Source organism: Nocardioides stalactiti (assembly GCF_014180715.1).
Lineage (GTDB): Bacteria > Actinomycetota > Actinomycetes > Propionibacteriales > Nocardioidaceae > Nocardioides > Nocardioides stalactiti.
This window is the reverse complement of record NZ_JACEFC010000082.1, coordinates 1-21581: the sequence shown is the minus strand read 5'-3', so window position 1 is coordinate 21581 and position 21581 is coordinate 1. Positions and strand designations below refer to the sequence as shown.

19 protein-coding genes and 1 pseudogene are annotated in these 21581 nt (G+C 71.1%); 14 read left to right on the top strand and 6 right to left on the bottom strand.

The window, feature by feature from the left end; translation table 11 throughout:
• The 6 genes from infB to H0487_RS15620 form a co-directional block, all read left to right on the top strand.
• The coding region (gene infB, locus H0487_RS15645; protein ID WP_183095164.1) for a translation initiation factor IF-2 at nt 1-2090 on the top strand (2090 nt) is incomplete at its 5' end.
• Nucleotides 2091-2165: 75 nt separating this feature from the next.
• The gene (rbfA, locus tag H0487_RS15640; RefSeq protein ID WP_183095163.1) at nt 2166-2621 is read left to right on the top strand and encodes a 30S ribosome-binding factor RbfA; all 456 of its coding nucleotides are present in this window, start codon (nt 2166-2168) and stop codon (nt 2619-2621) included.
• Complete coding sequence (gene truB, locus H0487_RS15635) at nt 2618-3487, top strand: tRNA pseudouridine(55) synthase TruB (RefSeq protein WP_183095162.1); 870 nt, start codon at nt 2618-2620, stop codon at nt 3485-3487. Before rbfA ends, truB begins: the two co-directional genes overlap by 4 nt.
• Before the next feature lie 18 nt (nt 3488-3505).
• Nucleotides 3506-4471, top strand: coding sequence for a bifunctional riboflavin kinase/FAD synthetase (locus tag H0487_RS15630; protein ID WP_312855970.1), 966 nt, complete (start codon nt 3506-3508; stop codon nt 4469-4471).
• A complete protein-coding gene (locus tag H0487_RS15625) occupies nt 4468-5469 on the top strand; it encodes a hypothetical protein (protein WP_183095161.1) in 1002 nt (333 codons plus the stop codon). The genes H0487_RS15630 and H0487_RS15625 overlap by 4 nt, the downstream gene beginning before the upstream one ends.
• A 37-nt stretch (nt 5470-5506) precedes the next feature.
• The gene (locus H0487_RS15620; protein WP_183095160.1) at nt 5507-6679 is read left to right on the top strand and encodes a molybdopterin-dependent oxidoreductase; all 1173 of its coding nucleotides are present in this window, start codon (nt 5507-5509) and stop codon (nt 6677-6679) included.
• Nucleotides 6680-6689: 10 nt separating this feature from the next.
• Here H0487_RS15620 and H0487_RS15615 read toward each other — a convergent pair whose 3' ends face one another.
• The gene (locus H0487_RS15615; RefSeq protein ID WP_183095159.1) at nt 6690-8807 is read right to left on the bottom strand and encodes a molybdopterin-dependent oxidoreductase; all 2118 of its coding nucleotides are present in this window, start codon (nt 8805-8807) and stop codon (nt 6690-6692) included.
• 151 nt (nt 8808-8958) lie between these two features.
• On the opposite strand from H0487_RS15615, the gene rpsO reads away from it, so the two are divergent.
• The 3 genes and pseudogenes from rpsO (at nt 8959) to H0487_RS23490 (ending at nt 12921) form a co-directional block, all read left to right on the top strand.
• Complete coding sequence (rpsO, locus tag H0487_RS15610; protein WP_136593170.1) at nt 8959-9234, top strand: 30S ribosomal protein S15; 276 nt, start codon at nt 8959-8961, stop codon at nt 9232-9234.
• A 204-nt stretch (nt 9235-9438) separates the two neighbouring features.
• A pseudogene (locus H0487_RS22930) lies at nt 9439-11577 on the top strand (polyribonucleotide nucleotidyltransferase); the annotation flags it as partial.
• A 99-nt stretch (nt 11578-11676) separates the two neighbouring features.
• Nucleotides 11677-12921 carry a M16 family metallopeptidase gene (locus tag H0487_RS23490; protein ID WP_376766687.1) on the top strand — a complete coding sequence of 415 codons (1245 nt, stop codon included), beginning with the start codon at nt 11677-11679 and terminating at the stop codon, nt 12919-12921.
• A 107-nt stretch (nt 12922-13028) separates the two neighbouring features.
• On the opposite strand, the gene H0487_RS15600 is transcribed toward H0487_RS23490, so the two are convergent.
• Complete coding sequence (locus H0487_RS15600; protein ID WP_183095157.1) at nt 13029-13547, bottom strand: class I SAM-dependent methyltransferase; 519 nt, start codon at nt 13545-13547, stop codon at nt 13029-13031.
• Between the two features lie 79 nt (nt 13548-13626).
• Here H0487_RS15600 and dapB point away from each other — a divergent pair, with 79 nt between their 5' ends.
• From dapB to H0487_RS15585, 3 genes are all read left to right on the top strand, one after another.
• On the top strand, nt 13627-14382 hold the full coding sequence (gene dapB, locus H0487_RS15595) for a 4-hydroxy-tetrahydrodipicolinate reductase (protein WP_183095156.1): 756 nt from the start codon (nt 13627-13629) through the stop codon (nt 14380-14382).
• A 141-nt stretch (nt 14383-14523) separates the two neighbouring features.
• Nucleotides 14524-16164 carry a M4 family metallopeptidase gene (locus H0487_RS15590; protein ID WP_183095155.1) on the top strand — a complete coding sequence of 547 codons (1641 nt, stop codon included), beginning with the start codon at nt 14524-14526 and terminating at the stop codon, nt 16162-16164.
• Between the two features lie 101 nt (nt 16165-16265).
• Complete coding sequence (locus H0487_RS15585; RefSeq protein ID WP_183095154.1) at nt 16266-17021, top strand: class I SAM-dependent methyltransferase; 756 nt, start codon at nt 16266-16268, stop codon at nt 17019-17021.
• A 42-nt stretch (nt 17022-17063) separates the two neighbouring features.
• Here the strand turns inward: H0487_RS15585 and H0487_RS15580 are convergent, their stop codons facing one another.
• Entirely contained in the window at nt 17064-17459 is a 396-nt protein-coding gene (locus tag H0487_RS15580; RefSeq protein ID WP_183095153.1) for a carboxypeptidase-like regulatory domain-containing protein, read from the bottom strand.
• 87 nt (nt 17460-17546) lie between these two features.
• A complete protein-coding gene (locus H0487_RS15575; RefSeq protein WP_183095152.1) occupies nt 17547-18086 on the bottom strand; it encodes a GNAT family N-acetyltransferase in 540 nt (179 codons plus the stop codon).
• Nucleotides 18087-18138: 52 nt separating this feature from the next.
• On the opposite strand from H0487_RS15575, the gene H0487_RS15570 reads away from it, so the two are divergent.
• On the top strand, nt 18139-19134 hold the full coding sequence (locus tag H0487_RS15570) for an aldo/keto reductase family protein (protein ID WP_183095151.1): 996 nt from the start codon (nt 18139-18141) through the stop codon (nt 19132-19134).
• Nucleotides 19135-19155: 21 nt separating this feature from the next.
• Here the strand turns inward: H0487_RS15570 and H0487_RS15565 are convergent, their stop codons facing one another.
• Nucleotides 19156-19743, bottom strand: coding sequence for a DUF3043 domain-containing protein (locus tag H0487_RS15565; RefSeq protein ID WP_183095150.1), 588 nt, complete (start codon nt 19741-19743; stop codon nt 19156-19158).
• A gap of 33 nt (nt 19744-19776) precedes the next feature.
• Nucleotides 19777-20952, bottom strand: a complete 1176-nt coding sequence (gene nadA / locus H0487_RS15560; RefSeq protein ID WP_183095149.1) for a quinolinate synthase NadA — start codon at nt 20950-20952, stop codon at nt 19777-19779.
• A 60-nt stretch (nt 20953-21012) separates the two neighbouring features.
• On the opposite strand from nadA, the gene H0487_RS15555 reads away from it, so the two are divergent.
• A partial coding sequence (locus tag H0487_RS15555; protein WP_183095148.1) for a glycerate kinase occupies nt 21013-21581 on the top strand: 569 nt, incomplete at its 3' end.

Below are 21581 nucleotides of genomic sequence, written 5' to 3'. Positions count from 1 at the left end.
GTGCCCGTGGCGGTGCCCCGGGTCGTCCCGGTGCTCCCGGTCGCGGTGGCCCCGGCGCCGGTGCCGGTGCTCCGGGCCGTGGTGGCCCGGGTGGCGGCGGTGGCTTCGGCCCCGCCGGCGGTGGCCGTCCCGGTGGCGGCAACCGTCCCGGTCAGCGTGGTCAGACCCAGGGTGCCTTCGGTCGCCCCGGCGGTCCGGCCCGTCGTGGTCGCAAGTCGAAGCGGGCGCGTCGCCAGGAGTTCGAGGCCATGGAGGCCCCGACGCTGGGCGGCATGCGGGTCCGCAAGGGCAACGGCGAGACCGTTCGCCTGTCGCGTGGCTCCTCGCTGACCGACTTCGCGGAGAAGATCGGGCTCGACGCGGCCTCGCTCGTGCAGATGCTCTTCCACCTCGGCGAGATGGTCACCGCGACCCAGTCCGTGGGCGACGAGACCCTCGAGCTGCTCGGTGAGGAGCTCAACTACGTCGTCGAGGTCGTCTCCCCGGAGGACGAGGACCGCGAGCTGCTCGAGTCGTTCGACCTGGAGTTCGGTGCGGACGAGGGCGACGAGGACGACCTGGTCATCCGGCCGCCGGTCGTGACCGTCATGGGTCACGTCGACCACGGAAAGACCAAGCTCCTCGACGCGCTGCGCGGCGCCAACGTCGTCGCCGGTGAGGCGGGTGGCATCACCCAGCACATCGGCGCCTACCAGGTGCACACGACCGTCGACGGGATCGACCGTCGGATCAGCTTCATCGACACCCCGGGTCACGAGGCGTTCACCGCCATGCGTGCGCGTGGTTCGCAGTCCTCCGACATCGCGATCCTCGTGGTCGCGGCCGACGACGGCGTCATGCCGCAGACGGTCGAGGCGCTCAACCACGCCAAGGCGGCCGGCGTGCCGATCGTGGTCGCGGTCAACAAGATCGACAAGCCGGAGGCGGACCCGACCAAGGTCCGTGGCCAGCTGACCGAGTACGGCCTGGTCCCCGAGGAGTACGGCGGCGAGGCGATGTTCGTCGACGTCTCCGCCAAGGCGGGGCTCAACCTCGACAAGCTGCTCGAGGCGGTCGTGCTCACCGCGGACGCGTCCCTGGACCTGCGGGCCAACCCGACCCAGGACGCCCAGGGCCTCGTGGTCGAGGCGCACCTGGACCGCGGTCGCGGCCCGGTCGCCACGATCCTGGTCCAGCGCGGCACGCTGCGCGTCGGTGACTCGATCGTCGCCGGTCCGGCCTACGGCCGGGTGCGAGCGATGCTCGACGAGCACGGTGACGAGCTGACCGAGGCCGACCCCGGTCGCCCGGCGATGGTGCTCGGTCTGTCGGCTGTCCCCGGTGCGGGCCAGAACTTCATCGTGGTCGAGGACGACCGGATGGCCCGTCAGATCGCCGAGAAGCGGGAGGCGCGCGAGCGTGCCGCCCTGCAGGCCAAGCGTCGCGTGCGTCGTACGCTCGAGGACTTCATGGCCTCCATGGAGAAGGGCGAGAGCCAGGAGCTCAACCTCATCCTCAAGGGCGACGTGTCCGGTTCCGTCGAGGCCCTCGAGGACGCCCTTGCGGCGCTCGAGGTCGGCGACGAGGTGGCCCTGCGGGTCATCGACCGCGGCGTCGGTGCGATCACCGAGGCCAACGTCAACCTGGCGGCCGCGTCCGACGCGATCATCATCGGCTTCAACGTCCGGGCCCAGGGCAAGGCTGCCGAGCTCGCCGACCGCGAGGGCGTGGAGATCAAGTACTACTCGGTCATCTACCAGGCCATCGAGGAGATCGAGGCTGCTCTCAAGGGCATGCTCAAGCCGGAGTACGAGGAGTCGACCCTTGGTCAGGCGGAGATCCGTGCGATCTTCCGCTCGTCCAAGATCGGCAACATCGCAGGCTGCATGGTCATCGGCGGCGTCCTGCGACGCAACGCCAAGGTGCGCGTGCTCCGTGACGGCGCCGTCGTCGCCGACAACCTCGACCTGGCCTCGCTCAAGCGGGAGAAGGACGACGCGTCGGAGGTCCGGGAAGGGTTCGAGTGCGGTCTCGTGCTCCGCAACTTCCAGGACATCAAGGAAGGCGACATCGTCGAGGCCTTCGAGATGAAGGAAATCCCCCGGGGCTGATCGCCCCCTGCTCCGCCGCCCGTCCCGCACCACGCGGGACGGGCGGCGCAGCCGTCTGACTGATAGGAACAGGTCATGACCAACCCGCGCGTGCGCAAGATCGCGGACCGGATCCAGGTGATCGTGGCCGAGATGCTCGAGCTGCGGATCAAGGACCCCCGGCTCGGTTTCATCACCGTCACCGACGTCCGGCTCAGTGGCGACAGCCAGCACGCCACCGTCTACTACACCGTCCTCGGCACCGAGGACGAGCAGACCGCGACGGCCGTGGCGCTGGAGTCCGCCAAGGGCGTGCTGCGCGCGGAGGTCGGCCGCCAGCTCGGGATGCGGCTCGTCCCCACGCTCGCCTTCGCGCCCGACGTTCTCCCCGAGGGGGCGCGCCACCTCGACGAGGTGCTGGCGAAGGCCCGCGAGGCCGACGCCGCCGTCGCGGCCGCACGAGAGGGTGCGCGGCCGGCCGGCGAAGCCGACCCGTACAAGAAGCCCCGCGAGATCGTCGAGGACGACGACGCGGACGACGCCGAAGAGTGACCGAGCCCAACGGGCTGGTCGTCGTCGACAAGCCCGGTGGCCTCACCAGCCACGACGTGGTCGCCCGGGTGCGCCGGCTGGCGGGGACGCGCAAGGTCGGCCACGCCGGCACGCTCGACCCGATGGCGACCGGCGTGCTGGTGCTCGGCACCGGACGGGCGACCCGCCTGCTCGGTCACCTGATGCTCACCGAGAAGGCCTACGACGCCACCATCCGGCTCGGCGTGTCGACCGTCACCGACGACGCCGAGGGTGACGTCGTGGCGACCGCCTCGGCCGCCGAGGTCACCGAGCAGGAGGTCCGCGACGCGCTCGCGCGCTACGTCGGGGACATCGAGCAGGTCCCGACCGCGGTCTCGGCGATCAAGGTCGACGGCAAGCGGTCCTACCAGCGGGTCCGCGAGGGTGAGGAGGTCGCGCTCCAGGCGCGCCCCGTCACCGTCCACGCGCTCGACGTCCACCGGGTGCGAACCGCCGGGGAGCACCTCGACGTCGAGGTCTCCCTGCGGTGCTCGAGCGGCACCTACGTCCGTGCGATCGCCCGCGACGTCGGCGCCGACCTGGGTGTCGGCGGGCACCTGACCGCGCTGCGCCGGACCGCCGTCGGCCCCTACGGTCTCGACGTCGCCCGCACCCTCGACCAGCACGGCGACGAGCTCGCCCTGATGCCGATCGCGGTCGCCGCGCGCGCCGCGTTCCCGTCCTACGACCTGACGACGGAGCAGGCCCAGGACGTCCGCTACGGCCGGCCGCTCGCCCTGGATCTCGTCGACCTGACGGCGGTGTTCGGGCCCGACGGCGAGTTCCTCGCGCTCTACCGCCCCGAGGGCGGTCGCGCCCGTCCCGCGGTGGTCTTCGTCGGATGAGCGGCGACGGTCAGTAGGGTGACGGCTGTGCAGGTGTGGCGAGAGCTCTCGGAGGTCCCCGACGACGCGCTGGCGGCGTCGCGGAGCGTCGTCACCATCGGCAACTTCGACGGCATGCACCTGGGCCACCAGCACGTCGTGCAGCGGGCCCGGGAGGTCGCCGGCGAGGTCGACGTCGCGACGGTCGTCGCCGTCACCTTCGACCCGCACCCGATCGCGGTGCTCCGGCCGGAGCACGCGCCCCCGACCCTGACGACCATCGACGAGCGGCTGCGGCTGCTCGGCGAGGCGGGCGTCGACGCCGTCCTGGTGGTGCCGTTCTCCCGCGAGATCGCGGCGTGGACGCCGCAGGAGTTCATCGACCGGATCCTGGTGGCGAGCCTGCACGCCAAGGCGGTCGTGGTGGGCGCGAACTTCCGTTTCGGCAACCGCGCGGCGGGCGACGTCCACACGCTCGGCGACGCCGGTCGCACCCAGGACTTCTCCGTCGAGGCCGTCGAGCTCGACGGCGGACCGCAGGTGTGGTCCTCGACCTATGTCCGGACCTGCCTCGCCGCTGGTGACGTCGCCGGTGCCGCCGAGGCCCTGGGGCGCCCGTTCGTCACCCGCGGCGCGGTGATCAAGGGCGACCAGCGCGGCCGTGAGCTCGGCTTCCCGACGGCCAACGTCCCGGTGGTGGCGGGCGCCGCGGCGCCCGCCGACGGGGTCTACGCGGGCTGGATGCGCCGCCTCGACGGGGCCGACGGCGGCACGATGCACCCCGTTGCGATCAGCGTCGGCACCAACCCGACCTTCGACGGGCAGCGCGACCGTCGGGTCGAGGCCTACGTGCTCGACCGCACCGACCTCGACCTGTACGGCGTCGAGGTCGAGGTGGTGTTCGTCGACCGGATCCGCGGCATGGTGCGCTTCGACGGGATCGACGCGCTTCTTGTCGCGATCGCCGACGACGTGGAGCGAACTCGCGAGATCCTCGGGGCATGAGCTCCCAGCCCACGTCGGCAGACGAGCGTGCGGCGGCCGAGGCCTGGTTCGCCCACCACGGGCTGCCCTGGTTCGTCGACGAGATCCGGGCCGACGTCGGGGGCCGGCTCGCCCGGCTCCCGATCGTCGTCGTGGGCGTGCTCGCGGTCGCGGTCGGCGTCGGCACGGGGATCGCGGTGCGGGCCACCCCCGAGCCGTCGTACGACGTCGTCGCCGGCATCTCCGCGGCGGCGCTCGCCGTGGTCGGCTACAGCCTGGTCGCGCTGCACACCACCCCGATCGCCCGCTGGGCCCTGCGCCGGGCCCTGAGCAGCCTGGGGCTGCTGCTGCCGCTCGCCACGCGGGCCCTGCCGATCCTGATGCTCTTCATCACCTTCCTCTTCATCAACACCGAGGTCTGGCAGGTGGCGTCCGCCCTCCACGGCGGCAAGCTCTGGGCGGCGGTCCTCTGCTTCGCCGCGGTCGCAGCCGGCTTCATGCTGCCCCGGATGGCCCAGGAGCTCGACGAGTTCGACGACCGCGTGCAGCACGAGGAGGTGCTGTCCGCGACCGCCAACAGCCCGCTCGAGGCGGCTGCGCGGCGGATCGTCGCCGCAGACGTCGACCTGCCCGACCAGGCGCAGGTGACCGGCCTCCAGATGGTCAACCTGGTTCTGGTGCTCGTGATCGCACAGGCCGTCCAGGTGTTCCTCCTGGTGGTGGCGGTCTTCCTCTTCTTCCTCGGGTTCGGCGCGCTGGCGATCGAGCCGTCGGTCATCACCTCGTGGGTCGGCGACGGCCACCCGTCGTACCCGCCGGGGCCGGACGTGGTCAGCTACGAGCTGCTCCACGTCGCGCTCTTCCTGGCCGGCTTCTCGGGCCTCTACTTCACCGTGGTCGCCATCACCGACGAGCTCTATCGCAAGCAGTTCTTCACGGTGATCATGGACGAGCTGGCCCGCGCCGTGAGCATGCGCGTGATCTATCGGATGCTCGCGGCGCCCGAAGAGGATCAATAGACTATTAAGTTGATCGTGTTACTCTCGAAAANGAAAAATGGAGAGTGCGCGACTCCGACGACGATCGGTCCTCACGTTCCCGGCGGCCGGTGCGGCTGCCGCGGCCCTCGCCCGGCTGGCTCAGCCCGCGGTGGCGGGCGCCCCGAACATCCTCAAGCCGGTGCCGCCGGCGCTCTTCACCGACTTCGGCACCAACGCCGAGATGCGGTGGGAGTCGGTGGACCCGCGGCGCTACCTCACGCCGCAAGGGCGGCTCTTCGTCCGCAACCACACCCGCACACCGGTGATCGACCCCGCCGACCATGCGCTCCGCGTCCACGGCGACGGCCTGGCTGATCCCGCAGGCGCCACCCTCACCGTCGCCGACCTGCGACGCCGGTTCCGCGACGTCGAGGTGGTCTCGGTCCACGAGTGCACCGGCAACGGTCGCAGCTACTTCTCCTCCCAGCAGGGCCAGACGGTCTCGGGTACCGGCTGGCGCCTCGGCGCGGTGGGGACGGTGGCCTGGCAGGGCGTCCGCCTCCGCGACGTGCTGGAGTGGGCAGGGATCCGCCCGGACGCGGTCTGCGTCCAAGGCGTCGGTCTCGATCCGGACTACGTCGACAAGGGCGTGAACCACGGTCCGGTCCGTCGCCCGTTCCCGGTCGCCAAGGCGCTCGACGACGCGCTGCTGGCCTGGGGTGTGAACGGGGAACCGCTCCTCCCCGACCACGGAGCGCCGCTCCGCCTGGTCCTGCCGGGCTGGATCGGGATCGCCAGCATCAAGTGGCTCGGGTCGCTCGAGGTGTCGCGGACCGAGCTGACCTCGCCGTGGAACACCCGCTGGTACAACATCGACGGACCTCTCACCGTCAACCCGGTCCGGTCCGCCTGGGAGCTGCCGTGGGACGCGCGGGTTCCCGCCGGTCGCAAGGTCGACCTCACGGGACGCTCGTGGTCGGGCGCGGGTCCGATCAGCCGGGTCGAGGTGAGCGTCGACGGGGGCTCCACCTGGAGCGATGCCCGCGTCCACCCCGCGCCCGCCGGCGGTCGACCGGGCCACGGCTGGAGCCAGTGGACCTTCCCCTGGCGCGACCCGGCGCCGGGTGCCTACGTGCTGCAGGCCCGGGCGACCGACGCGTGGGGACGGACCCAGCCCGACGTCGCCGCGGTCAACCCCAACGGCTACTTCTTCGACGCCGTCGTCCGGCACCCGGTCCAGGTGGCCTGACCTCGTCCGCCTACTCGACGGTGACGGGCACCCCGCTCAGCGCGGCGTTGCCGGAGACGTCGAGGCGCTCGGGGTCGGTCAGGTCGTTGATGGAGACGCCGGGGACCTGGTCGGCCACCCCGAGACGCACCCCGTCGCGGCCGTGGCCGTAGCCGTGGGGGAGGGAGACGACGCCGGGCATCACATCATCGGTCGCGAGCACGTCGACCTTCACCGTGCCGACCCGTGACGTCACGGTCACCAGGGCGCCGTCGGCCAGCCCTCGTGCGGCGAGGTCGGCGGGGTTCATGAGCAGCTGGTGACGGGGGCGGCCCTTGGTGAGCCGCTCGCTGTTGTGCATCCAGGAGTTGCAGTCGCGCTGGTGCCGCCGGCCGATGAGGAGCAGCTCGTCGCTGGGCGGCGGCACGACGGCCGCCAGGCGGGTGAGATCGTCGACGGCCAACGCGGGCGCCAGGTCGACCACCTTGTCGGGGGTCTGGAGCCGGCCGGGCAGCTGACCGGCACGGAGCGGGCCGAGGTCGATGCCCTCCGGGTGCTTGCGGAGACGGGAGATCGTCACGCCGGACTCGCCACGGGCGAGGAGGACCTGGACCAGCCTGGTCGGGCTGATCGACATCCGCGCCCACAGCTTGGCGCGGTCGGCCAGCGAGAGCTTCTTGCTCCGGCGGGCTGTCGTCCGCAGCGCGAGGTCGCGATAGATCTGCCAGTCGTGCCGGGCGTCGCGGTCCTTGGGGAAGATCGCCGGGGTGAAGCGGCTGGTGTTGCGCACGGCAAGGGCGTGGAAGACCAGGTCGTAGTGGTCGCGCTCGAGAGCGGTCGTCGGCGGCAGGATCACGTCGGCGTGACGGGTCGTCTCGTTGATGTAGATGTCGACGGCGGCCATGAACTCGAGCCCGGCGAGCGCCGTGTCGAGGCGCGCGCCGTCCGGCGTCGAGAGGACCGGGTTGCCGGACAGCGTCAGCATCGCCCGGATCTGGCCCTCCCCGGGCGTCTCGATCTCCTCGCGCAACGCCGCCACGGGGAGCTCGCTCGACGTCTCCGGCAGGCCGCGCACCCGCGACGTACGGCGACCGTGGCCACCCCGGCCGATCAGGCCGGTCCCGACGATGTCGATCGCGGGGGAGGTGAGCATGGCCCCGCCCTCGCGATCGAGGTTGCCGGTGAGGAGGTTGAGGAGGTTGATCGCCCACTGGCAGATCGAGCCGAACTCGTGGGTCGAGACCCCGATCCGGCCGTAGGCGACACCGCCGTCCGCCGCCGCGAGCTCGCGGACCATCCGGACGACCTCCGCCGCCGGGATCCCGCTGTGCTGCTCGGCGAGCTCGGGAGTGAAGGGTGCGACCGCCTCCTCGACCGCCGCGACTCCGCGGGCGTACGACGGCGCCGCCGCCGCGCCGTCGACGAAGAGCTGGCGGACCATCGCCAGCAGCACCCACGCGTCGGACCCGGGCCGCAGGAAGTGGTGCTCGGAGGCGACCTTCGCGGTCTCGGTGCGGCGCGGGTCGAGGACGACCATCCGCCCGCCGCGGGCCTTCAGCTCACGCAACCGTCCCGGGAAGTCCGGGACCGTCATCAAGGAGCCGTTGGAGGCCATCGGGTTCGCGCCGAACACCAGGAAGTACGACGTCCGGTCGATGTCCGGGACCGGCAGCATCAGCTGGTGCCCGAACATGAGGTGCGCCATCAACTGGTGGGGGAGCTGATCCACCGAGGTCGCGCTGAACGTGTTGGGCGTGTGGAGCGCCTTGACCAGCGCCGTCCCGTGGGTCATCGAGCCCAGGCTGTGGACGTTGGGGTTGCCGAGATAGATCCCGAGCGCGGCGCGACCATGCGTGTCGGTCACCGCGGCGAGCCGCTCGGCCACCAGGTCGAGCGCCTCGTCCCAGCCGATCTCGTTCCACGCGCCGGTCGCGCGGTCGCGTCGTACCGGTCGACGCAGCCGGTCGGGGTCGGCGTGGATGTCGCCGATCGCCACCCCCTTGGGGCAGATGTGGCCGCGCGAGAGCGGGTCGTCGGGGTTGCCGCGCGCCGAGGTGACCCGGCCGTCCTCGACGGTCAGCAGGAGGCCGCACATCGCCTCGCACAGGTTGCACACGCCGATCGTCTGGCTGGACTGTCGCTGGGCCATCCCGCCATCGTGGCACGGTCCGACGACGATTGGGTGCTGCTGGAGGCCGCTGTTAATCTTGTGCGGTTGCCGTCTGACGGCCGCGGATCAAGAGTGCCCCGGTGGACCTGCCCGGGCGCGCCGCGCAACGAACCGGAAGGACCCCACCAGCATGGCTATTGGTACCGACGCGGAGACCAAGAAGAAGATCATCGCCGAGTACGCCACGACCGAGGGCGACACCGGTTCGCCGGAGGTGCAGATCGCGCTGCTCAGCCACCGGATCAGCCACCTGACCGAGCACCTCAAGCAGCACAAGCACGACCACCACAGCCGCCGCGGCCTGCTGCTCCTCGTGGGTCAGCGCCGTCGCCTGCTCAACTACCTCAAGAAGACCGAGATCGAGCGCTACCGCTCCATCGTCGAGCGCCTCGGCCTGCGTCGCTGATCTCCGCCGCTCGGCGGAGCGTCTGCGGCGTTGCGGGCCCGCGCCTTGCAGCCGCACGCGCCGGGCGACGGAGATAGTGTGAGAGGGCGACCCCAGTGGTCGCCCTTTCTGCATTTCCTCACAGCATCGCTACTGTGATCTGTGACAACTAGTCCAAATGACTGCGGGGCAGCGTGCTCCGCGCCGTACGAATAAGAGAACATCTTGACTGAACCCGTCATCTCCGCCGTAGAGACCGTTATCGACAACGGCAAGTTCGGCACCCGTACCGTCAAGTTCGAGACGGGGCTCCTCGCCCGCCAGGCCGCCGGTTCGGTGACCGCCTACCTCGACGACGACACGATGCTCCTGTCGGCCACCACGGCCGGCAAGCACCCCAAGGACCACTTCGACTTCTTCCCCCTGACGATCGACGTCGAGGAGCGGATGTACGCCGCGGGCCAGATCCCCGGCTCCTTCTTCCGTTCCGAGGGTCGCCCGGGCGAGGACGCGATCCTCACCTGCCGTCTCATCGACCGCCCGCTGCGCCCGACCTTCAAGAAGGGTCTGCGCAACGAGGTCCAGGTCGTGATCACTGTCCTTGCGCTCAACCCGGACGCCCCCTACGACGTGCTGGCGATCAACGCCGCGTCGATGTCGACCCAGCTGTCCGGCCTGCCGTTCTCCGGCCCGGTCGGCGCCGTTCGCGTCGCCCTCATCGAGGGCCAGTGGGTCGCCTTCCCGAGCCACAGCCAGCTCGAGGACGCGGTCTTCGACATGGTCGTCGCCGGACGGGTCACCGACTCCGGTGACGTCGCGATCATGATGGTCGAGGCGGAGGCCACCGAGTCGACCTGGACGAAGGTCCAGGAGGGCGTCCAGGCGCCGACCGAGGAGGTCGTCGCCGGCGGTCTCGACGCGTCGAAGCCCTTCATCAAGCAGCTGGTCGAGGCCCAGGCCGAGCTGGCCAAGGCTGCCGCGAAGCCGGTCCAGGAGTTCCCGATCTTCCTCGACTTCGAGGACGACGTCCTCGAGGCCGTCGAGGCCGCTGTCGGCACCGCCGTCCGCGACCTCTACAGCGTCGGCGGCTCCCGCGAGCGCGTCCTGTCCAAGCAGGAGCGCGAGGAGGAGGGCGACCGGATCAAGGACGGCCTCCTCGAGCAGATCGGCGAGCAGTTCGCCGGCCGCGAGAAGGAGATCGGTGCCGCCTACAAGGCCGTCACCAAGCAGGCCATCCGCACGCAGGTCCTGCGGGACAAGGTCCGCATCGACGGCCGCGGTCTGGCCGACATCCGGCCGCTGCACGCCGAGGTCGGGGTCCTGCCCCGCGTCCACGGCTCGGCGCTGTTCGAGCGCGGCGAGACCCAGATCCTGGGTGTCACCACGCTGGACATGCTGAAGATGGAGCAGCAGCTGGACACGCTCTCCCCGGAGAAGCACCGCCGCTACATGCACAAGTACGTCTTCCCGCCGTTCTCCACCGGTGAGACCGGCCGCGTCGGTTCGCCGAAGCGTCGCGAGGTCGGTCACGGTGCGCTGGCTCGCCGCGCGCTGCTGCCCGTGCTCCCGTCGCGCGAGGAGTTCCCCTACGCGATCCGTCAGCTCTCCGAGGCCATGGGCTCCAACGGCTCGACCTCGATGGGCTCGGTCTGCGCCTCGACCCTGTCGCTGCTGCAGGCGGGTGTGCCCCTCAAGGCCGCCGTCGCCGGCATCGCGATGGGCCTCATCTCCGGCGAGGTCGACGGCGAGACGCAGTACGTCGCGCTGACCGACATCCTCGGCGCCGAGGACGCGTTCGGTGACATGGACTTCAAGGTCGCCGGCACCAGCCAGTTCGTGACCGCCCTCCAGCTCGACACCAAGCTGGACGGCATCCCGGCCGAGGTCCTCGCGGCCGCGCTCAACCAGGCCAAGGACGCCCGTACGGCGATCCTCGAGGTCATGAACGAGGCCATCGACGCTCCCGAGGAGATGTCGGTCCACGCCCCGCGGATCATCACGATCCGGGTGCCCGTCGACAAGATCGGCGAGGTCATCGGGCCCAAGGGCAAGGTCATCAACCAGATCCAGGACGACACGGGCGCGACGCTGTCCATCGAGGACGACGGCACGGTCTACATCGGTGCGACCAACGGCGAGGCGGCCGAGGCCGCCAAGGCCGCGGTCAACGCGATCGCCAACCCGACGATGCCCGAGGTCGGCGAGCGCTACCTCGGCACCGTCGTCAAGACGACCAACTTCGGTGCGTTCGTCTCGCTCATGCCCGGCAAGGACGGCCTGCTGCACATCAGCAAGCTGCGTGACCTCGCCGGCGGCAAGCGGGTCGAGAACGTCGAGGACGTCGTCGCGGTCGGCCAGAAGCTCNCGGCCGGCCAGCGCACCGCTGGCCGGCCGTCGCCACTCCCGAGTGCCGGCCGCGCGTCGACCACCACCCTCGAGACCGTCCGGGACGTTGAGGGTCGGGTGACGTCGCAGGTCCGTCGTACCGTCCTGCCGTCGGGGCTGCGCATCGTCACCGAGCAGATGGCCGGTTCCCGTTCTGCCTCCATCGGGGTGTGGATCGGCGTCGGCTCGCGTGACGAGAACGACGCCACCCACGGCGCCTCGCACTTCCTCGAGCACCTGCTCTTCAAGGGCACCGACGAGCGCTCGGCCCTCGACATCTCGATCGCGCTCGACGCGGTCGGCGGCGAGTTCAACGCGTTCACCGCCAAGGAGTACACGTGCTTCCACGCGCGGGTGCTCGGTGAGGACCTGCCGCTGGCCGTCGACGTCCTCGGCGACATGATCACCGGCTCGTTGCTCGAGACGCACGACGTCGACGCCGAGCGCGACGTCATCCTCGACGAGATCGCGATGCACGAGGACGACCCCGACGACGTCGTCCAGAACCTGCTCGCCGACCTGGCGTGGGGGAGCGGCCCGCTCGGCCGCCCGATCGCCGGGACGACCGAGTCGATCGAGGCGATGACCCGGGCCCAGATCCAGCGGTTCTACCGCAAGCACTACCGGCCGGGGAACATGGTCGTGTCGGTCGCCGGTGCGGTCGACCACGCCGACGTGGTCAAGGCGGTCCGTAGGTACTTCGGCCGCCACGGGTTCCTCGACGGTGCCGCGGATCCGGTCGGTCCGCGCACGAGCCGTCGTCGGCCGCGCATCCGCGGGAACGAGGGCCGGATCGCGCGCCCGTTCGAGCAGGTCAACGTCGTGCTCGCGGCCGAGGGCATCCCGCGCGACGACGACCGTCGGTTCGCGCTGGGCGTGCTCAACACCGCGCTCGGCGGCGGCACGTCGAGCCGGCTCTTCCAGGAGGTCCGCGAGCACCGCGGCCTGGCCTACTCGGTCTACTCCTTCGCCAGCCACTACGCCGACTCCGGACTGGTCGGCGTCGCCGTCGGGTGCCTCCCGAGCCGCCTCGACGAGGTGCTCGAGGTGGTCCGGGTCGAGCTGTCGCGGATCGCCGCCCACGGCATCACCGCTGAGGAGCTCGCTCGCGGCAAGGGACAGCTGATCGGCGGCCTCGTCCTGGGGCTGGAGGACAGCGGCTCCCGGATGATGCGCCTCGGCAAGGCCGAGCTGGTCTATGCCGACGTCCTCGGCATCGACGAGGTGATGGCCCGCATCGAGGCGGTCACGCTCGAGCAGGTCCGGGACGTCGCCGCCGAGGTCTTCAGCCGCCCCGAGCTGCTCGCCGTCGTCGGTCCCTGATCCCACGAACCCGCACGGTTCGGTCGCCGAACCCGCACGGTTCGGTCGCCGAACCCGCACGGTTCGGTCGCCGAACCCGCACGGTTCGGTCGCCGAACCTGCAAACCTCAGCGGCGGCCGATGATGCCGACGACCGGCGGCTTGTCGCTCGTCGCGATGTAGACGCGGAAGCCGCCCTCGGTGAGCGCCTCGGCGGTCTTCGTGATGATCTCGGGTACCTGTTCGGGACGGCTGGTGTCGAAGAACAGGTTGACCGAGCCGCCGGGGAGCACCCGCTCGTGGAGCAGGGCGACCTCGTCCTTGCAGTCACGGACCCAGAACAGGTTGACGTCGAAGGCGAAGACCTTGGTCAGGCGCTTGACGGGGACCCGCAGCGTCGCGAGGTCGATCTGACGGACCGTGAGCCTGCCGGCCTCGACGTGGGCGGCGCAGCGCTGCTTGGTCCGGTCGACGCCGGCTTCGGAACGGTCGATCGCGAACATCTTGCCGCGGCCCTCGAGCCGTCGGCAGATGAGGTCCGCCGCCTGCCCAGAACCGCAGCCGATCTCGAGCACGTGGTCCTGAGGCTGCACGTCGATGAAGTCCACCGCCCAGCGGAGCCGGGCCGGGATCGTCTGTACCGCCATGGGTCCAGCCTGCCAGAACTGCGGGTCGAAGCGCGGGACCGACAGGGGTGCGAGATGCCGGAGGCACTAGTTTGGAGCCGTGGAGAGCAGTGAGGTCCGGGTCGGTGTGCTGGGTTCGCGGGGCAAGGTCGGCGCCGAGGTGTGCGCAGCGGTCGAGGCCGCTGACGACCTCGCTCTCGTCGCCGCGGTCGACCAGGGCGACCCGATCGAAGGCCTTGTCACCTCGGGTGCGCAGGTCGTCGTCGACTTCACCCACCCCGACGTCGTCATGGACAACCTGACGTACTGCATCCGCAACGGCATCCACGCCGTCGTCGGCACGACCGGCTTCGACCAGGAGCGTCTGGACACCCTCGCGGGCCTGTTGGCCGACAGCTCCACGACCGGGGTGCTGATCGCCCCGAACTTCTCCATCGGGGCCATCCTGATGATGCAGTTCGCCGCGAAGGCCGCCCCGTTCTACGAGTCGGTCGAGATCGTCGAGCTCCACCACCCCAACAAGGCCGACGCGCCCAGCGGCACCGCGCGTCGTACGGCGGAGCTGGTCGCGGCCGCGCGCCGCGAGGCCGGCTGCGACCCCGTGCCAGACGCGACGTCCACCTCGCTCGACGGCGCCCGCGGCGCAGTCGTCGACGGAATCCACGTCCACGGCCTGCGGATCCGCGGGCTGGTCGCCCACCAGGAGGTCGTCCTCGGCGGCGTGGGGGAGACGCTCACCATCCGCCACGACTCCCTCGACCGGGTCTCCTTCACCCCGGGCGTGCTCACCGGGGTGCGTCAGATCGCCGCCCACCCGGGCCTCACTGTCGGGCTCGAGCACTTCCTCGACCTGTAAGTCATCTGACCTGGACCTGCGACTTCTTGCGGTGCAGGAACCTGAGGCAAGTGAACTGTGGTCGCTCCGGCGCCACGGCGGGACACTCTGCACGCCCGGTGCACATCCGCGCCGCGCCCCCTTCGCGCAAGGAGCACAGAAGTGTCGAATCTCGGGTCCCGTCCCCGCACGCGATTGGCGGCAGCCACCGCTGTCACCGCCACGGTCGCCAGTCTCGTCCTCGGACTGCCGTCCGGCGCCACCAGCGCCCCGACGCCGTCCGACAAGCCCAGCGGCGACAACGCGGCGGCCAGGGCCGTGAGCGCGCTGCTCGCCCGCCCGGCGGTCGCCCGCGCGACGGGCGGTCAGGAGTTCACGCCGACCAGCACGGTCCGCGACGCTGACGGCAGCACTCACGTGCGGATGACCCGCACGGTCCGCGGCCTGCCCGTCATCGGCGGCGACATCGTCGTGCACCAGGGGCCGGGCGCGACGTGGGACGGCGCCAGCCAGACGCTCGCCGCTCCGGTGAAGGTGGCCGTGCGGCCGACGGTCGGCCGGGCCGCGGCCGAGCGACTGGTCGGCGTCACCGACCGGACGACGCGCTCGATCAGCCGGCTGCGGGTCGAGGGCGCGCCCCGCCTGGTCATCGACGCGATCGGCGGGACCCCGCGGCTGGCGTGGGAGTTCACGACCGGCGGTCGCTACGCCGACGGCACCCCCAGCCGCCTGCTCACCTACGTCGACGCGCACGACGGCCGTGTCATCCGCCGCGAGGAGCGGATCCAGACCACCGACGGCGAGGGCACCTCGCTCTACAGCGGCACCGTCGACCTGCAGGTCACGCCGTCCGGGACGTCGTACCTCCTCAAGGACCCGACGCGCGGCGGTACCTACACGACCGACTTCGGCAACAAGACCGACGGCCTGCTCTGCCAGCTGTTCGGCTCGGGCTGCAAGCCCGGTACGACGTTCAGCAGCACGGACGTCTTCTTCGGCAACGGGTCGACGAGCAGCCGTGAGTCGGCCGGCGTCGACGCGCAGTACGGCACCAACGTCACCTGGGACTACTACAAGCTCGTGCACAACCGGAACGGCATCTTCGGCAACGGTGCCGGGTCCTACAACCGGGTGCACTACGGCAACGGCTACGTCAACGCGTTCTGGGACGGCACCAAGATGACGTACGGCGACGGGGACGGCGTCGAGTTCGGCCCGCTGGTGTCGCTCGACGTGGCCGGACACGAGATGTCGCACGGCGTCACGGAGAACACCGCCAACCTCACCTACTCCGGTGAGTCCGGCGGCCTCAACGAGGCGACGTCCGACATCTTCGGCACGATGGTCGAGTTCTACGCCGCCAACCCGAACGACCCGGGCGACTACTACATCGGTGAGGAGTTCGACCTCGCGTCGCAGTCGGGATTCCGCCGGATGGACAACCCGTCGCTCGACGGCAGCTCGCAGTCCTGCTGGAGCACCACGACCAAGAACGTCGACGTGCACTACTCCTCGGGCGTCGGCAACCACTTCTTCTACCTGCTCGCCGAGGGCTCGGGGGCGAAGACGATCGGCGGCAAGGCCCACAGTTCGCCGACCTGCGACGGTTCGACGATCGTCGGCATCGGACGCACCGACGCCGAGCGGATCTGGTACCGCGCGCTGACGGTCTACATGACGTCCGGGACGACCTACGCCGGCGCGCGCACCGCGACCCTCAACGCGGCCACCGACCTGTTCGGTGCCGCGAGCACCCAACGGGCCACCGTGGCCGCCGCGTGGAGCGCCGTGAACGTCAACTGACCTTCACCTCTCCTGCGAGGAGTGCGTCGGGCTCGGGCCGGCGCACTCCTCGTCCTTTCGCGGCCCGGCGTGAGTGTGGGCCCACCTTGCAGACTGGCCGGGTGAGCGACGTCTTCAGCGTCCGGCTGGCGGCCTGGCGCGACTACACCGCGACGCCCTGGGCGCGGGTCCGCTACGCGGTGGTCGAGGAGGTCCTGCGGCGGCACGCCGCCGACCTGGGCGACAGGCTGCGGGTGCTCGACGTCGGCGGCGGGGACGGCAGGGATGCCCTCCCGCTGGCTGCGGCCGGGCACGACGTGACGATCGTCGATCCGTCGGAGCGCTGGCTGACGGAGGCGCAGCGACGGGCCGCGGCGGCGGGGGTGGAGGTCGCGACCGTGGTCGGTGGGCTCGACGACCTGCCCGCGGGGGAGTGGGACCTGGTCCTGTGCCACTACGTGCTGCGCTATCGGGAGCCGGGTGCTGACGACGTCGTGGCGCTGGCCTCGCGGGTGCGGCCGGGCGGGCGGCTCTCGGTCGTCGACGTCAACGCGGACGGGCGGGTGCTTCGGTCGCTGGTCAACGACGGCCCGTCGGCGGCGCTGAGGGAGCTGCGTGCCGAGCAGATCATGGTCGAGACGTTCCAGACCGAGGTCCGGAAGGTCACAGCGGAGGAGGTTGCCGCCGAGGCCGCGGTCGCCGGCCTCGCCGTCGTCGGGCGCTACGGCCTCCGCATCGTCAACGACCTCCTCGTCGACGACGCACCCAAGCACGACCCGGCGTACTTCGCAGAGCTCGTCGAGCTCGAGCTGGCCCTCTGCGATCGCGAGCCGTTCTGCCGGGTGGGCGCCGCCTGGCACCTCCTGCTGGAGCGCTGACCCGCTGCGCCCTCCCGGCTGTGACGGGCGTAGCGCGGACGCTCAGCGGATTCCCGTGTCGCAGGGAATCTCCACCGTCGAGTAGCCGTCCGGCTCGACCCGAGCGTCCATGAGCTCGCACGACATGCCGGCCTCGGCAGTGACGACGTACGTGCCTGGCGGAACGGAGACGCGGTAGGCGCCGTCAGCGTCGGTCGTCGTCCGCGCCACCACGCGACCGGTCACGTAGGCCTCGCCGGGCGGCTGCTCGGCGACGGTGACCTCCACGCCCACCGCCGGTTCGTCGTCACACGATTCGGTCACCGTCTCGACCGGGCACCGGGGTCCGAGCAGCACGCGTCCCGTGATCCCCGATCGATCGCGCCCGGCCTCAGGGCTCGCTTGGCCACACGCCCCGAGAAGCGCTCCGGCGACCGCGACTGCCAGCACCTCGCGCACGCCCATGCGGATGGGACGTCCGGGTCGCCCTGGAGGTTTCATCGACGGCGACGTCACCCAGGCGGCGGACGGTGCAGCAGCGGTGGGTCAGCCGATCGCGGCGTGGAGGCGGACCTGCTTGACCGTTCCGGTGCCGGACTCGTCGGCGAGCTCGCGGGTGGCGCCGTCAGGTGCCCAGCCGGCGCTGGTGAGGAACGTCCGGGCGGTGTCGTCGGTGGTGTCGAGCCAGCAGACGATGCGGGTGAAGGCGTCGGCGGCGAGGGTGTCGACGGCGGCTTGGAGCAGGCGGGAGCCGTGGCCCCGGCGGGTCTCGGCGGGGTCGACGGTCAGCTCGCTCAGCTCGCCGTCGACGGCGGGGTCGGCGTCGGGGTCGGTGGCGGGGCCGGTGAGGACGAAGCCGACCACTCGGACCCTCTCGAGGGCGACGAGGGCCCGGTGTCGAGCCTCCGGTGGCCGCGACAGGGACGCGTGCCAGGCCTCGGCGTGCGTGGACGCGTCGAGGCCGCGCTCCGCGAGCAGCGCAGGGAGGTCGTCGTACCGCTCGGCCCAGGCGCGCGCCTGCACGCCCGCGATCCCGGGGGCGTCCTGGGCCCAGGCCACTCGGACGGAGACGTCGGCAGTGGTCATGGCCCCCATCCTCGCAAGGCTCGCGCTGGGGTCCCTCGCTAGGGTCGTCGCCATGGAGATCCGCAACCTCGGAGCAAGTGGCCTGAAGATCTCGGCCATCGCCTACGGCAACTGGCTCACCCACGGTTCCCAGGTCGAGGAGGACGCCGCGCTCGCGTGCGTCCGGCAGGCCCTCGACGAGGGCATCACGACCTTCGACACCGCCGACGTCTATGCCAACACCGCGGCCGAGACCGTGCTCGGGAAGGCGCTGGCGGGGGAGCGGCGCGAGGGCCTCGAGGTCTTCACGAAGGTCTTCTGGCCGACCGGCCCCGGTGCTCACAACGACAAGGGCCTCTCCCGCAAGCACATCCTGGAGTCGATCGACGGCTCGCTGCGTCGCCTCGGCACCGATTACGTGGACCTCTACCAGGCGCACCGCTTCGACCACGGCACCCCGTTGGAGGAGACGATGGTGGCGTTCGCCGACGTCGTCCGTTCCGGCAAGGCGCTCTACATCGGGGTCTCCGAGTGGCGCGCCGAGGAGATCCGCGCGGCCCACGCGCTCGCCCAGGAGCTGCGGGTGCCGTTGGTGTCCAACCAGCCGCAGTACTCGATGCTCTGGCGGGTCATCGAGTCCGAGGTCGTACCGACGAGTCGCGAGCTCGGCATCGGTCAGATCGTGTGGTCGCCGATCGCGCAGGGCGTCCTCACCGGCAAGTACCGTCCGGGTCAGGCGCCGCCGCTCGGCTCCCGCGCGACCGACGACAAGGGCGGCGCGACGTTCATCTCGCGCTGGTTGGAGGACGACGTCCTCGAGCGGGTCCAGCTGCTCCAGCCGATCGCGGAGTCGGTCGACCTCAGCCTGGCCCAGCTCGCCGTCGCCTGGGTGCTCCAGAACGACAACGTCTCCGCCGCCATCATCGGCGCCTCGCGACCCGAGCAGGTCACCGAGAACGTCAAGGCCGCCGGCGTCGTCCTCGACGAGGCGACGCTGCGCGCCATCGACGACGTGGTCGGGCCGGTGGTGACCAGCGACCCCGCGCTGACCCAGTCGCCCAGGCTCTGAGGGTCACCCGGTCGCTGAGGCTCAGCGATAGTCATCGGGCAGGCTCTGCCCGATCTTGACCTTGCTCTTCGGCATCCGCATGAACTTCATCTGGAGGGAGCGCATGACGGCGTAGTACGTCGTGCCCTTCGTCGGCTCCTCGGGGAACCGGCGGGTGAGCTCCTTGCGCAGCCGGAGGCGCAGCAGCACCATGTCGATGATCACGAACAGGAACGTCACCAGGATCACGATGGTGCTCGCCGAGACCAGCGCCGGCTGACCGGAGTAGCCGAGGATCATGCTGAGGATGAGCAGTGGGATGAGCAGCTCGACGATGGTGAAGCGGCTGTCGACGTAGTCGCGGATGAACCGGCGGACGGGCCCCCGGTCGCGGGGCGGCAGGAAGCGCTCGTCGCCCGCCTTCATCCCCTCGCGGATCTTCTTGCTGTTCTCCGCACGGAACTCGCGGGCGCGCGCGGCCTGCTCCTTGCGGGTCCGGGGGACGCGGGCGCGCGCCTTGGCGGCGGCCTCCGCTTCCTTGCGGGTCGGCGTCGGGCGGCCCTTGCCGCCGGGCTTCGGCTCGACGACGGTGGAGTCTGCCTCGGGCTCGGACTTGCTTCGGCCGAACATGCTCATTCCTTCATCTCTCGCGGTGGACGCGCGTCAGTCGCGGTGGCTCTTGCCCGGCAGGTCGAGCATCCGTTGGAGGGCGACGAGCGCCTCCTGCTCGGTCTGCGGGTCGACCTCGATCTGGTTGACGACGACGCCCTCGACGAGCGACTCCATGGCCCACACCAGGTGGGGGAGGTCGATGCGGTTCATCGTCGAGCAGTAGCAGACGTTGCGGTCGAGGAAGACGATGTTCTTGTCCGGGTGGGCGTTCGCCAACCGCTGCACCAGGTTGAGTTCGGTGCCGATCGCCCAGCTCGAGCCGGCCGGCGCCGCCTCGATCGTCTTGATGATGTGCTCGGTCGAGCCGACGTGGTCGGCCTTGAGCACGACCTCGTGCCGGCACTCCGGGTGCACGATCACGTTGAGGTCGGGGATCTTGGCCCGGAGATCGTCGATGACGTCGGGAGAGAAGCGGCCGTGCACCGAGCAGTGGCCCTTCCAGAGGATCACCTTCGCGTCACGGAGCTCCTCGGCGGTGAGACCGCCGCCCGGCTTGTGCGGGTTCCACACGACGCAGTCGTCGAGGCTGTAGCCCAGGTCGAGGACGGCCGTGTTGCGGCCGAGGTGCTGGTCAGGCAGGAACAGGACCTTGGTGTCCGGCCCCTTCTGCGCGAACGCCCACTCGAGGGCGACCTCGGCGTTGGACGACGTGCAGACGACGCCGCCGTTGCGTCCGCAGAACGCCTTGATGGCGGCGCTGGAGTTCATGTAGGTGACTGGCACGACCTGGTCGCGGACGCCGGCCTCGGCCAGCGCCTCCCACGCCTTCTCGACCTGTGCGATCCGCGCCATGTCGGCCATCGAGCAGCCGGCGGCGAGGTCGGGCAGGACGACGCGCTGGTGCGGCCCGGTGAGGATGTCGGCGGACTCGGCCATGAAGTGCACGCCGCAGAAGACGATGAACTCGGCCTCGGGTCGGGCGGCCGCGTCGCGGGCGAGCTTGAAGGAGTCGCCGGTGACGTCGGCGAACTGGATGACCTCGTCGCGCTGGTAGTGGTGGCCGAGCACGAACACCCTGTCGCCCAACGCCTCCTTGGCGGCGCGGGCACGCGCCACGAGGTCCGGGTCGGAGGCCGCCGGCAGGTCGCCGGGGCACTCCACGCCTCGCTCGGAGAGCGGGTCGGTGCCACGGCCGAGGGGCAGCAGCGGGAGGTCGACGGTGGTCATGGAGCAATCCTATTCCGCGCCCGTGCGGGCGCCGACTCGCGGTCGCGGGATGATGACCCCATGCGGATTCTCGTGGCGCCCGACAAGTTCGCCGGGACGCTGAGCGCGGTCGAGGCCGCAGAGGCCATCGCCGAGGGTTGGCGGCGCCAAGCCCCGGACGACGAGATCGATCTCGCCCCGATGTCCGACGGCGGTCCGGGGTTCGTCGACGTGCTCCACGCGACCCTCGGCGGCGAGCTTCTGGTCACGACCGTCGCGGGCCCGCACGGCGCCGAGGTCCCGGCGACCCTGCTCCTCGTAGGGGACACCGCGTACGTCGAGAGCGCCCAGGCGTGCGGAGTCCACCTCACCGGCGCCGAGGGCGCGACGACCGCCCACACCCGGGGCGTGGGCCAGCTGGTCGCGGCCGCCGTCGCCCACGGCGCGCGGCGCCTCGTGGTCGGGCTCGGGGGGTCCGGCACGACCGACGGTGGCGCCGGCCTGCTCGCGGCACTCGGTGCCACGGCGGACGTCGACCTGGGGGGCGGAGGTGCCGGCCTGGCGCGCGTGAGCAGCGTCGACCTGGCAGCAGCACGCGCAGCGGTCGCCGGGGTAGCGATCATCGCGGCCAGCGACGTCGACAACCCGCT